Source organism: Polynucleobacter sp. AP-Kaivos-20-H2 (assembly GCF_018882215.1).
Taxonomy (GTDB): Bacteria; Pseudomonadota; Gammaproteobacteria; order Burkholderiales; family Burkholderiaceae; genus Polynucleobacter.
The window spans coordinates 15500-26935 of sequence record NZ_JACVOX010000004.1; the positions used below are offsets into that span (position 1 = coordinate 15500).

At 46.3% G+C, this 11436-nt stretch carries 14 protein-coding genes; 5 read left to right on the forward strand and 9 right to left on the reverse strand.

Going from position 1 to position 11436, the window contains the following annotated elements:
- Nucleotides 1-108 precede the first annotated feature (108 nt).
- Complete coding sequence (locus tag ICE89_RS10490; RefSeq protein ID WP_216265852.1) at nt 109-1191, reverse strand: TRAP transporter substrate-binding protein; 1083 nt, start codon at nt 1189-1191, stop codon at nt 109-111.
- Between the two features lie 75 nt (nt 1192-1266).
- Nucleotides 1267-2613, reverse strand: a complete 1347-nt coding sequence (gene pmbA, locus ICE89_RS10495; protein WP_216265853.1) for a metalloprotease PmbA — start codon at nt 2611-2613, stop codon at nt 1267-1269.
- 26 nt (nt 2614-2639) lie between these two features.
- On the opposite strand from pmbA, the gene mog reads away from it, so the two are divergent.
- On the forward strand, nt 2640-3272 hold the full coding sequence (gene mog, locus ICE89_RS10500; protein WP_216265854.1) for a molybdopterin adenylyltransferase: 633 nt from the start codon (nt 2640-2642) through the stop codon (nt 3270-3272).
- A 54-nt stretch (nt 3273-3326) separates the two neighbouring features.
- On the opposite strand, the gene orn is transcribed toward mog, so the two are convergent.
- The gene (orn, locus tag ICE89_RS10505; protein ID WP_255558816.1) at nt 3327-3947 is read right to left on the reverse strand and encodes an oligoribonuclease; all 621 of its coding nucleotides are present in this window, start codon (nt 3945-3947) and stop codon (nt 3327-3329) included.
- 15 nt (nt 3948-3962) lie between these two features.
- On the opposite strand from orn, the gene ICE89_RS10510 reads away from it, so the two are divergent.
- Together ICE89_RS10510 and rsgA are read left to right on the forward strand one after the other, a co-directional pair.
- Entirely contained in the window at nt 3963-5216 is a 1254-nt protein-coding gene (locus tag ICE89_RS10510; protein WP_216265855.1) for a M48 family metallopeptidase, read from the forward strand.
- Nucleotides 5217-5218: 2 nt separating this feature from the next.
- On the forward strand, nt 5219-6232 hold the full coding sequence (rsgA, locus tag ICE89_RS10515; protein ID WP_216265856.1) for a ribosome small subunit-dependent GTPase A: 1014 nt from the start codon (nt 5219-5221) through the stop codon (nt 6230-6232).
- On the opposite strand, the gene ICE89_RS10520 is transcribed toward rsgA, so the two are convergent.
- From ICE89_RS10520 to rpsP, 6 genes are all read right to left on the reverse strand, one after another.
- A complete protein-coding gene (locus tag ICE89_RS10520) occupies nt 6177-7136 on the reverse strand; it encodes a CobD/CbiB family protein (RefSeq protein WP_215357847.1) in 960 nt (319 codons plus the stop codon). The two genes, rsgA and ICE89_RS10520, sit on opposite strands and share 56 nt — an antisense overlap.
- Nucleotides 7133-7870, reverse strand: a complete 738-nt coding sequence (locus tag ICE89_RS10525) for a CoA pyrophosphatase (protein ID WP_216265857.1) — start codon at nt 7868-7870, stop codon at nt 7133-7135. The genes ICE89_RS10520 and ICE89_RS10525 overlap by 4 nt, the downstream gene beginning before the upstream one ends.
- A gap of 64 nt (nt 7871-7934) precedes the next feature.
- Complete coding sequence (rplS, locus tag ICE89_RS10530; RefSeq protein WP_072583649.1) at nt 7935-8327, reverse strand: 50S ribosomal protein L19; 393 nt, start codon at nt 8325-8327, stop codon at nt 7935-7937.
- 136 nt (nt 8328-8463) lie between these two features.
- Nucleotides 8464-9210 (reverse strand): tRNA (guanosine(37)-N1)-methyltransferase TrmD, encoded by a 747-nt coding sequence (trmD, locus tag ICE89_RS10535; protein WP_216265858.1) that lies wholly within the window; start codon nt 9208-9210, stop codon nt 8464-8466.
- A gap of 35 nt (nt 9211-9245) precedes the next feature.
- On the reverse strand, nt 9246-9812 hold the full coding sequence (rimM, locus tag ICE89_RS10540; RefSeq protein ID WP_216265859.1) for a ribosome maturation factor RimM: 567 nt from the start codon (nt 9810-9812) through the stop codon (nt 9246-9248).
- Nucleotides 9813-9904: 92 nt separating this feature from the next.
- On the reverse strand, nt 9905-10150 hold the full coding sequence (rpsP, locus tag ICE89_RS10545) for a 30S ribosomal protein S16 (RefSeq protein WP_072583652.1): 246 nt from the start codon (nt 10148-10150) through the stop codon (nt 9905-9907).
- Between the two features lie 224 nt (nt 10151-10374).
- Here rpsP and ICE89_RS10550 point away from each other — a divergent pair, with 224 nt between their 5' ends.
- Together ICE89_RS10550 and ICE89_RS10555 are read left to right on the forward strand one after the other, a co-directional pair.
- Nucleotides 10375-10905: an META domain-containing protein gene (locus ICE89_RS10550; protein WP_255558817.1), complete on the forward strand. Its 531-nt coding sequence runs from the start codon at nt 10375-10377 to the stop codon at nt 10903-10905.
- A gap of 38 nt (nt 10906-10943) precedes the next feature.
- Nucleotides 10944-11390, forward strand: a complete 447-nt coding sequence (locus ICE89_RS10555; protein WP_216265860.1) for a hypothetical protein — start codon at nt 10944-10946, stop codon at nt 11388-11390.
- Nucleotides 11391-11436 lie beyond the last annotated feature (46 nt).

Sequence of the window (11436 nt, forward strand, 5' to 3'; positions counted from 1 at the left end):
TGCGGTGAAAAGATCATCCTTTGAGTGTAGTCTTTAATAGAGAGCTCAGGAGGATCCGCCCAAAAGAAAAGGGCTCATACAGAGCCCTTATGCTGATTGCTTTCACTCTCAAAGTTTCTTGCTAAAACTATATTGAGCAAATGCTTGCTCGGCCACATTAAACCACTGCGCCTCCATGCTTCTAAATGCACGGTAGTCCTCAAAAATCTTTTTGAATTGCGGATTCTTGGCAGACTCCTCTGCATACGTTTCTTGGCTTGCTTTAAAGCACGCATCTAGGATAGAAGTGTTGAACTTGCGAAGTACGGCGCCGTTTTGCAGGAGACGTTGTAATGCTGGCGGATTGAGCGCATCGTACTTTGCGCACATATCGGTATGGGCTTCGAAACAAGCCGACTCCCATGCTGCCTGATAGGCAGGCGGCAAAGAATCCCACTGCTTTTTATTGACCAAGAAAGAAAGTCCGGCGGCACCCTCCCAGAAAGCTGGGTAGTAGTAATTCTTGGCAACCTTTGCCAGGCCTAGCTTTTCATCGTCATAGGGTCCAACAAATTCAGCAGCATCAATCGTGCCTTTTTCTAAAGCCGAATAAATCTCACCGGCCGGAAGCTGTTGTGGCACTACACCGAGTTTTGCAAGTACCTGCCCTGCAAATCCAGCGATACGGAATTTCAGGCCCTTCAGGTCTTCTGGTGATTTAATTTCTTTGCGAAACCAGCCACCCATTTGCGTACCAGTTTGACCGCCTAAGAAATTCACAATGTTGTAGCTGGCATAGAGTTCGCGCATTAACTTCATACCATTGCCATACAGCATCCAAGCCGATTGTTGGCGTGCGGTCAAACCAAATGGTGCAGCGGTATCGAATATGAAAGCACTGTTTTTACCAAGGTAGTAATAACTCGCAGTGTGTCCGCACTCTACAGTGCCATTTTGTACGGCATCCAATACTTGTAGCGCTGGAACCACTTCACCAGCTGCAAATACCTTAACGTTAAATTTTCCGTCAGTAGCTTTACGCAAAGCGTTAGCAAATACTTCAGGCGTACCAAATAAAGTATCTAATGATTTAGGGAAGCTCGAAACCAGACGCCAATTCAGAGTTGGCAAACTTTGCGCAAGCGATGGCGCTGCTAAGGCGGCAGCTCCGGCACCAATTGTGGCTTTCTTTAAAAATGAACGTCTTTGCATTTCCGTCACCCCTTTTAAAAATAATGAAGTTTTATATTGATACTATTTTTAGTAGTCCGTATAGATTGTCTTGCTTTATTTTCCACCAACCGTCATTGAGCCCAATAAGATTGATCCCGTTTCTTTAGCACCACGAATGAGGGTATCACTGCCAATTAACTGAATATCCATCAGCATATCGCGTAGATTGCCAGCGATGGTAACCTCTTCAACAGGATATTGAATAACTCCATTTTCAACCCAGTAACCAAATGCACCTCGTGAATAATCACCCGTCACGTAATTGACCCCCTGCCCCATTAATTCTGTCACCAATAAACCGGTGCCCATTTCTTTTAATAGTGCAGGCAAGCCACCCTTAGGCGTTTTCTTACTTTGTAAAGTCAGGTGATGTGATCCACCAGCATTACCGGTGGTTTTCATGCCCAACTTCCGAGCAGAATAAGTCGATAAAAAATAACCTTCGAGTATTCCTTTATCTACCACTGTTCTAGCAGAAGTTTTGACACCCTCCTCATCAAATGGCGCACTACCACTCATTGACTTCAGATGCGGATCTTCAAACAAGCTGATATGTTTGGGCAACACTTGCTTGCCCAGGCTATCGAGTAGAAAGCTGGAGCGGCGATACAAAGCACCGCCTGAAACAGCTTGTACTAGACCTCCCAATAAACCCGCAGCGAGAGGCGCCTCAAAGATCACCGGGCAACGTCGAGTTGTCAAAGATCTAGCCTTGAGTCGTGACAAGGCTCTCTGAGCTGCATAGGTTCCGATTGCAGTAGGATCAGCCAACTCCTCAGGAATGCGAGAGCTGGAGTACCAATCGTCACGTTGCATGTGGGCTTTCTTGCCACCTTCGCTAGCGATTGGTGCGCAGGAAATATAGTGGCGAGAAAAAGGATAGCCACCCATAAATCCATGGGACGTTCCCATCATGAAATGCGCATGGTGTGCGGATACCGATGCGCCATCACTATTCTGAATTTGTTTGCTCACTGAAAATGCCGCACCCTCAGCACTACGTGCGATTTCTACGGCAGCAGCTGCATCAATATTCCATGGATGAAATAAATCTAAATCTAGCGGATTTTTTTCTAAGAGCTCAGCCTCAGCAGGACCTGCACATAAATCCTCTGCCGTGTGTTGTGCGATGTGATAGGCAGCATCTACCGTTGCCTTTAATGATGCTTTAGAGAAATCGCTAGTGCTGGCGTTACCGCGGTGATGACCCAAAAATACGGTGACCCCCACTTGCTTATCCAGACTTTGTTCGATAGTCTCGACCTCACCCTTACGAACAGTAACGGAGAGGCCTTGCCCCTCTGAAACCTCCGCTACGGCATCTGAGGCACCCCTTCTTTTGGCCTCTTTAAGCATGAAATCGATGATTTCTTGAAACTGGTTCGATGTGTATGTAAACATACCCTAATAATAGCTAGAATAGAAACATGAAGCATACAGAAGCCCTGAAACGAAACAGCCCCAATGAGGTCAAAATTGGCCTCATATCCATCTCGGATCGCGCCAGTAAAGGCGTCTATCAGGATGAGGGCATTCCTGCCCTACAAACCTGGCTCATTAAGGCCATGAGCAATCCCTGTGTTTTTCATGAACGGCTCATTGCTGATGAGTCTGAAAGCATTACCGAGACAATTGTTGAACTAGTAGACGAGCTAGGCTGCGATCTAGTGCTCACTACAGGCGGTACTGGCCCCTCCAGAAGAGATGTCACCCCTGAGGCTACCCGTGAAGCCGGCACTCGTGAGATGCCTGGTTTTGGGGAGCAAATGCGTCAAATTAGCTTGAGTTTTGTGCCAACCGCCATTCTGTCTAGGCAGACAGCCGTCCTAAGAGAAATTGATGGTCATGCCGCCCTGGTCATTAACTTGCCCGGACAACCTAAGGCAATTGCAGAGACGCTTGAAGGCCTGAAGGATGAAAACGGCAAATCGATTGTTCCCGGCATCTTTGCAGCAGTGCCTTACTGCGTTGATTTAATTGGCGGTCCGTATATCGAAACTGACGAAACCGTCATTAAAGTCTTTAGACCAAAAAGTGCTCTTAAGAAATCTGGAGCTTGATTCGCTAACCATCAATAAAAAGGTCCGCATTGCGGACCTTTTCGCTTGAGACAACTATTGAGGAAGCGGCACAATAAACTTCTCGCGGTAATACTTCAGCTCTTCGATAGACTCTTCTATGTCTGCTAATGCTGTATGCGCCTGGTTCTTTGTGAAGCCTTTCACCAACTCAGGATGCCAACGCTTACAGAGCTCTTTCAAAGTAGAAACATCAATATTTCGATAATGAAAGTAAGCCTCTAACTTCGGCATGTACTTCGCCATAAAGCGTCTGTCTTGCCCAATCGTATTGCCACACATTGGAGCGATGCCAGCCTTAATATATTTTTTCAAGAAAGCAATGCACTCTGCCTCCACTGTTGCCTCATCTAGAGTGGATGCCTTCACCTTATCGATCAAACCAGAGCGCCCATGCGTACCTTTATTCCAGGCATCCATGGCATCCAAAACGGCATCTTCCTGATGCACTACCCAGACTGGGGCCGTGGCAATAGTATTGAGGTGGGCATCCGTCACGATGATGGCAATTTCCAGAATCCGTTCGGTTTCCGGATTTAGGCCTGACATCTCCATATCTACCCAAATCAGGTGTTCATTAGCTGGTGCTTCCTTGGTTGCCGCCGTGACTGCTGCTGTGGCTGCTCCTGTGGCTGTAGTGTTAGTTTGCTCGCTCATATCTATAATGATCTCATGACATTCACAATTGTTTTTCTAATTGCCTTTATTGCTAGCTTTGGCTTACGCCATTGGCTCTCCCAACGTCAAATTCGCTATGTGGCACAGCATCGTAATGCCGTACCCGCAGATTTTGCTGAAAAAGTGACTTTAGCTGAACATCAAAAAGCAGCTGACTACACCATCGCTAAATTGCGTCTTGGTATTTTAGAGAATGGGGTCAGCGCCATCATTTTAATTGGCTTCACCTTATTGGGTGGGCTACAGATTCTAAACCTAGCATTACTACAATTTTTGGGCGAAGGCATCGCTCAACAAATTGCCCTGCTGGTTTCCGTCGTGATCATTTCTGGCGTGATTGATATGCCTTTCTCTTGGTACAAGCAGTTCCATTTAGAGGAACGCTTTGGATTTAACCGCATGGGTAAAAAACTATTCTTCACGGATATGATTAAAGGAATGGCAGTAGGCGGCGCCATTGGTATTCCATTACTCTGGGTCATCCTGACATTGATGGCCAAGGCTGGTGATTTATGGTGGCTTTGGGCATGGGCAGTATTGACAGCATTTAGCTTGCTCATGCAGTGGATCTTCCCCACTTTTATAGCACCCCTCTTCAATAAGTTTCAACCCTTAGAGGATGGACCTTTAAAAACACAGATTGAAGCGCTACTAAAACGCTGCGACTTTGCGAGCCAGGGCCTATTTGTGATGGATGGCAGTAAACGTAGCGCTCACGGCAATGCATTCTTTGCCGGCATGGGTAAAGCCAAGCGCATTGTATTTTTTGACACCTTGATTGAAAAGCTCAATCCGGGCGAGGTAGAGGCGGTTCTCGCACATGAGCTTGGCCATTTCAAATGCAAACATATTCGTAAACGTCTCTTGGTCTCGTTCGCTCTCAGCTTTGCGATGTTTGCTCTATTGGGTTGGATCAGCACCAAAGTCTGGTTCTACACTGACTTAGGCGTGATGCCTAACCTCAATGGTTATAACGGTGGCCTCGCATTGGCACTCTTTATGCTGGTCTCTCCAGTCTTTAGCTTTTTCTTCACACCACTTTCTAGCTTGGCCTCACGCAAGCATGAGTACGAAGCGGATGGATTTGCTGCCGAGAAATCTTCCGCAAAAGATTTAATTGCGGCACTAGTGAAGTTATATCAAGATAATGCCTCGACCCTCACGCCCGATCCGATCTATACGGCTTTCTATAGCTCGCATCCACCTGCGCCCTTGCGCATTGCTAACTTACAGCGGTTTAGCTCATAAGGATGGAGCAATTTCATGCGCTACTCATTGCCTCCTACGGAAGGCATTATTTAGCGCAGCGTTTAATTGCAGATGCTGCTGGTCAAGAATCACCTGATGGTCCATTAATACAAGTCAGCACTCCAGCTAAGCAACATATCGGTGCTGTGGGTGATCGCATGTTGCTTGAAATGACTTCAGCTGATCAAGCACGCATTATCCAAATTGAGCCCCGAGAAAATCTCCTCTATCGCTCGGATGCCTTCAAGAGCAAGTTGATTGCCTCGAATGTAGATCAAATCTTGGTAGTACTTGCTACTCAACCCGCTTTCTCGCCAGACTTATTGGGAAGAGCAGTAGTAGCTGCTGAAGCCAATCAAATTGGTCTCCATATTTTGCTTAACAAGTGTGACCTTAAAGACAATCTTGAGCACGCACGCAAAATCATCGCGCCCTATGCTCGCATGGGATATCAAGTCAGCGAAGTCTCTGCCAAATTTGATCCAGCCTCAATCGATTCCTTGCAGTCTGCTCTACAGGGCAAGATCTCTGTCTTTGTAGGCCAATCAGGTATGGGCAAGTCCAGCCTATTAAATGCTTGGATACCGAATGCGGCCGCACTGACCCAAGAATATTCTGTGCGCTTAGATACCGGCAAACACACTACTACTGCATGCCGTTATTTTGAATTGCCTGAGGCTTGGGGCAGAGATGCCACAGGTAAGCTTGGCGCTTTGATTGATTCACCAGGCTTTCAGGAGTTTGGTTTGGCGCACATGTCTGTTAGTGAATTGCAGCATGCCTTTAGGGAATTTAAAGACTTGCTTGGAAAGTGCCGCTTTCATAACTGCGCGCATTTGACTGAGCCAGATTGCGCAGTAAGAGAAGCGGTAGATAGAAATGAAATAGCGCCAGAAAGACTGGCGCTATTTAGACAGCTGCACTCAGATTCAAAAACAGCTGATGTACAAATTCAGGGAATTAGCCAAGCCAAAGAGCGATGGTCAGCATTAGCAACAAAGCCATCCAAGCGATAACTAAGCGCCATACTAATCCTACTGCAGAGCGCATCGTACGCTCAGTAGGCTCAAGACCTACTTCATAAATAACCGGTTCACCAGCTTCAGCCATACGCAAAGCTTCATCACTATCAGGCTCGCTCATTGGCTCACCAAGACGCACACCCAATGCACCGCTGCCTGCTGCCAAAATTACTGCAGACAAAGAGTCTGACCACTTTTGCGTGAGATAGCGCCAGCCATATACAGCGCCCTCGAAGTTGCCAACAATGGCAAAGCCCATTGCGGTAATGCGCGCAGGAACCCAATCCAAAACGTAGAAGAAATGACGGGCAGATTCGCTGAGGTTAAAGTCACCACGCTCTGACCAACGTTGAGAGGCAATATCAGCCAAGCGGTAGAGCACAACACCAGCCGGGCCCATTGGCATCATGAACCAGAACAACACACCAAACACATGGTGGTGTGAACCGATGATGGCGCGCTCTAGTGCCAAAGAAATCACTTCAGTCTCGGAAAGATTGGAAGTGTCCAATTCAGGGCCATACCACTCACCCAAGGCTGCACGTGCAGCAGGTAAGTCATGCGCTTCAATTGCTTCATGCACGGCAGTAAAAGAATGACTGAACTGACGAAAACCAAAAAACAAATAAGCGATAACGATATTCCAAAGAAAACCCAAGATTGGATAAGTCACCATACAAGTGACATACACAATGAAGACTAAAAAAGTTGGCAGTATGAAGGCCACCAAGCAGGCCATGCGAGCACCGATAGGGCTTGCACCGTCTTCAGTCTTACCACCGAACTCAGCGGCGACCCAGTCTAACCAGCGAGCGCATACACGCGCAATCCAATGGCTTGAAGTGACTGGGCGGTATTGCTCAGCAATGAGGGCGAAGAGAATAGAAAAGAAAGTCATACTTTTAATAAATGATAAAGGTTACGCAACATTCCCGCAGTGGCACCCCAAATAAAGCGGTTCTCATAAGGCATTGAATAAAAACGTCGTCCACCCTGCTCACTTTGCCACAATCTGACTTGATGATTAGCGGGATCTAACAAAAAACTTAGGGGCACCTCAAAGACATCGGCCACCTCAAACTCGTCTAAGACATATTCTGCGTGAGCTTGGACCAATCCTACTACTGGTGTAACGCTATAGCCAGAAACAGTTAAATACTGTGGCAAATGACCAATAATCTCCACTCGCCCAGGATCTAATCCGATCTCTTCTTTGCTCTCACGCAAGGCGGTCTCATTAGGACTTTGATCCTCAGGATCCATACGACCCCCTGGAAAACTAATTTGGCCTGCATGATCGCGCAAATGATTGGTTCTTTGCGTGAGCAATACTGACAAACCATCCTCCTTCAATAGAAGTGGAATCAGTACTGCTGCTTTAGTGACTTTTCCGACTGCTTGGCGCTTAGCAATAATGTCAGCCGCAATGACATGACGATTTTCATCGGTAATCTCCGGCTCCCATTGGGGCGGTGATTGCAAACGCGCTTTTAAACCAGTGGGCTCCAAAAATTCTGGTGCTACCTTTTTTTCACCAGCACACACCGCATGAATCGGAATTGCCTGTGCATCAAACCCTGAAGGCGCAGCAACATTGATTGCATTATCTTCAGGTGTTGAGGTCTTGGGCATATTCATATTCTAAGGCAACAAAAAAGGCGACCGAGGCCGCCTTTTTAAATCAAGTCAGCATTAATTATGCGGCTGGAGTTGCTACTGCTACTTTACGTGCAGGAAGCTTCTCTTTAATACGTGCAGACTTACCTGAACGATCACGCAAGTAGTACAACTTAGCACGACGTACATCACCACGACGCTTCACTTCAATGCTAGCGATCAATGGTGAGTAAGTTTGGAATGTACGCTCTACACCTTCGCCAGATGAAATCTTGCGAACGATGAAGCTGGAATTGAGTCCGCGATTGCGCTTTGCAATCACAACACCTTCAAACGCCTGAGTACGCTTACGCGCACCTTCAACAACGTTCACGCCAACAACTACTGTATCGCCAGGAGCAAAGCTCGGCAAAACCTTGTTAGCACTTAAGCGAGCAATTTCTTCTTGCTCAATTTTTTCAATTAAATTCATTTTTAATCCTTAAACATCTTATCAGCGTTTAATCCCGAGACCTAAATCAACGGACCTAATAGAGGATGCAGTTAAAACAATTTCACTAAACCAAAAACTAAACCACCTATTCACCACTGCACACTACTGAAAGTATTTACAGAGAGCGAAGAAATTGTTCATCTTCTCGGGTTAGCAACCCTTTGGCTCTGGCCGATTCAATTAAGTCCGGCCTTAACCTGAACGTCAGCTCTAAAGACTTCTGCCGACGCCAATCCGCTATTTTAGCGTGATGTCCGCCTAAAAGCACGTCTGGGACAGATAAATTTTCATATATTTCGGGGCGGGTGTAGTGCGGATAGTCCAAAAGACCGTTCATAAAGCTATCCTGGGTGGCAGATTCGCCATCTCCAAGCGCCCCTGGAATCAATCTAATCACCGCATCCATCATCGCCATAGCGGGAATTTCGCCCCCAGAAAGCACAAAATCACCGATAGAAAGCTGTAAATCGACGTTTCGGTCGACAAAACGTTGGTCAATAGCCTCATATCGACCACAAATAAAGCTCAAATTGCCGTAATCCAGGATATCTGCCGCTATCTTCTGAGAAAAACGCTCGCCCTGGGGTGCCAATAAGCAAATTGGGCCTGATTTGATGTTTGCCGCCTGATGGGCTGCCTTAATTCCGGCGACTGTATCTTCTAAGGGCTTGGCCAGCATCACCATGCCAGGTCCACCGCCATAAGCACGGTCGTCCACTGTTTTACGAGGATCAGCGCAAAAGTCACGAGGATCCCAAAGATGAACGCTGGCTAATGATTGTCCACATGCGCGACCAGTAATGCCCCACTGTGTCAATGCAGAGAACATTTCCGGAAACAAGGTGACTACATCAAAGCGCATATCGGTAATTAATTTTGAAATTGATCTTTGCGTTCTTATTGCCAGTCAGACTGCCAATCAAGAGTAATCGTTTTATTTGGCAAGTCGACGTTTTGCACTACTTCTTTTACAAACGGCACTAAATACACAATCGTTTTAGTTACTGGATTACCAATTGCGATAACGCCATGTGCACCATTCTCAGTAACATCAATCACTTCACCAAGGGCTTCGCCTTGCAAATTCACGGCATTGCAACCAATTAGATCAACCCAGTAATAGGAATCACTATCTGCCTTTGGAAACGCATCGCGCGCCACCAAGATACGAGAACCTTTTAATGCGAGCGCCTGATCACGATCGCTTACACCCTCTAGCGACATCACAACATTGCCGCTGTGCATCTTGGCACTTTTCACTTTGTATTGTGTCAAGGAAGCTTGTTCTAGAGACGCAGAAACGCCCGCATCCCTACGAGGGATCAGAGACAGCCAAATAGATCTAGAAGAAAGAAGTGCTACAGGCTCTGATGAGTGAGGTCTTACCTTCACTTGGCCTTGCAAACCTTGCGCCTCAGATATGGCGCCAAGCTCAATCAAATCATTCAGGGAAGGCGTACTCATTTGTAAGACACCTTATTTTCCCAAAATAGAACTACTATAAATTCTGCCGCTAAAAACCTCATCACATCGATGAAGTTTTTAGCAATCGAATATTAAACAGCTGGATTGTTTTTGATCAAACGAACTACTGTTGGGGAAACCTGCGCGCCAACACCAGTCCAGTAAGTCAAACGGTCTTGAGCAATACGCATTGCTTGCTCAGTTGCCGCTGCTTGTGGATTGAAGTAACCAATACGCTCGATGAAATTCGAGTCACGACGGTTGCGTTTATCAGTAGCAACAATGCTGTAAAAAGGGCGCTTCTTAGAACCGCCGCGTGCCAGTCGAATGACGACCATACTTATTCCTTAAAATCTAAAATGAAAACAGGTTGATTACAACCCAATGAAATTTCTACAAAAAACCTTGGGCTCCAGCTCACCAAATAAAGATACGGTAGACCGGAAAACCTCATATTCTAGACGAAAACCCCTACTTCTTCCACCTATTTAAGCATCTAAGACAGTAGAATAGAATGTCGACTTAGATAAAATATACATTAAAAACAATAACTTAGGTAAATATGGTCCTTAAATCTAGACTTTTAGACTTCCTCAGAAGGCCTTCAAAAGGGTTCTTTCTGACACTTTCTTGCCTAAGTCTTGGACTTTTAAGTGGCTGCGCAAACGTCATCCCTCCATGTGGAGCCAAAATAAGCCCACCAAGCAGCGAACTCAAAAATACCAAATGGGAGCTGACCCGCTGGAACTTACCCCCCAATAGCAATGGAGAGGTGCGTACCCGCCAAATTCCGCAAGGCGATGCCAGTAACCCGATTCAAATCATTTTTGATGCTAGCGGACAACGGCTGAGCGGCTCGACAGGATGCAATCGGTTTACTGCAACCCTTGATGAAGACACCCGCGGTTTTTCTCTCAAGCAAATCGCCAGCACAAAGATGGCCTGCAGCCCTCAGCGTATGGAATTAGAAAATGATTTCCTCTATGAGTTAAATGACTATCGCAGCATTGTGCGCAATGGTGATCAATTACTCATGATCGGCACTGATCGTGAAGTACTCAGTTTTACTCAAAAGCCAAACAACGCTAAATAAACACTCAATTATTCATTAGCAATACCACTGAAAGATTCATGAAAAAATCCAAACTTCTTTTTTGCGCACTCGGATTACTCCTTCCGGGCAGCGGCCTTAATTGTTTTTATCTGCAAGGACTTAAATCTTTTTGGGCATGGGTTCAACTATTTGCCTTGATAGGTGGCGCAGTAGGCTGGGTCATTCTCAAGGACGCCCACTTTAATTCGGCGCCAGGATGGGTGCTCGTTACTTTTGGCTTTATGGCTATTGAAGCAAGCTGGTTAACCACGATTGCCTTTGGTCTTCGCTTAGATGAGAAGTGGGATGCCCAATTTAATCCCGGCATTGAAGATCACCGACGCAGCCGCTCTGGCTGGCTCGAGATACTAACAGTGATTTTCTCATTGGTATTGGGTGCTGGTGTGATGATGACTTTTTTAGCAGTCTCATTTGAGCAATTCTTCATCTCTCAAATCCATGAAGCAAAAAAGCTATCCCAATAATTGCAGATAGCTTTCATTTTGCAAGAGCCGCTCTTAAGAGCGGTTT

Excerpts from the sequence above, each read along its gene's own strand:
- ICE89_RS10490 (WP_216265852.1), bottom strand. The coding sequence starts at position 1,191 with ATGCAAAGACGTTCATTTTTAAAGAAAGCCACAATTGGTGCCGGAGCT.
- pmbA (WP_216265853.1), bottom strand. The coding sequence starts at position 2,613 with ATGTTTACATACACATCGAACCAGTTTCAAGAAATCATCGATTTCATG.
- mog (WP_216265854.1), top strand. The coding sequence starts at position 2,640 with ATGAAGCATACAGAAGCCCTGAAACGAAACAGCCCCAATGAGGTCAAA.
- orn (WP_255558816.1), bottom strand. The coding sequence starts at position 3,947 with ATGAGCGAGCAAACTAACACTACAGCCACAGGAGCAGCCACAGCAGCA.
- ICE89_RS10510 (WP_216265855.1), top strand. The coding sequence starts at position 3,963 with ATGACATTCACAATTGTTTTTCTAATTGCCTTTATTGCTAGCTTTGGC.
- rsgA (WP_216265856.1), top strand. The coding sequence starts at position 5,219 with ATGGAGCAATTTCATGCGCTACTCATTGCCTCCTACGGAAGGCATTAT.
- ICE89_RS10520 (WP_215357847.1), bottom strand. The coding sequence starts at position 7,136 with ATGACTTTCTTTTCTATTCTCTTCGCCCTCATTGCTGAGCAATACCGC.
- ICE89_RS10525 (WP_216265857.1), bottom strand. The coding sequence starts at position 7,870 with ATGCCCAAGACCTCAACACCTGAAGATAATGCAATCAATGTTGCTGCG.
- rplS (WP_072583649.1), bottom strand. The coding sequence starts at position 8,327 with ATGAATTTAATTGAAAAAATTGAGCAAGAAGAAATTGCTCGCTTAAGT.
- trmD (WP_216265858.1), bottom strand. The coding sequence starts at position 9,210 with ATGCGCTTTGATGTAGTCACCTTGTTTCCGGAAATGTTCTCTGCATTG.
- rimM (WP_216265859.1), bottom strand. The coding sequence starts at position 9,812 with ATGAGTACGCCTTCCCTGAATGATTTGATTGAGCTTGGCGCCATATCT.
- rpsP (WP_072583652.1), bottom strand. The coding sequence starts at position 10,150 with ATGGTCGTCATTCGACTGGCACGCGGCGGTTCTAAGAAGCGCCCTTTT.
- ICE89_RS10550 (WP_255558817.1), top strand. The coding sequence starts at position 10,375 with ATGGTCCTTAAATCTAGACTTTTAGACTTCCTCAGAAGGCCTTCAAAA.
- ICE89_RS10555 (WP_216265860.1), top strand. The coding sequence starts at position 10,944 with ATGAAAAAATCCAAACTTCTTTTTTGCGCACTCGGATTACTCCTTCCG.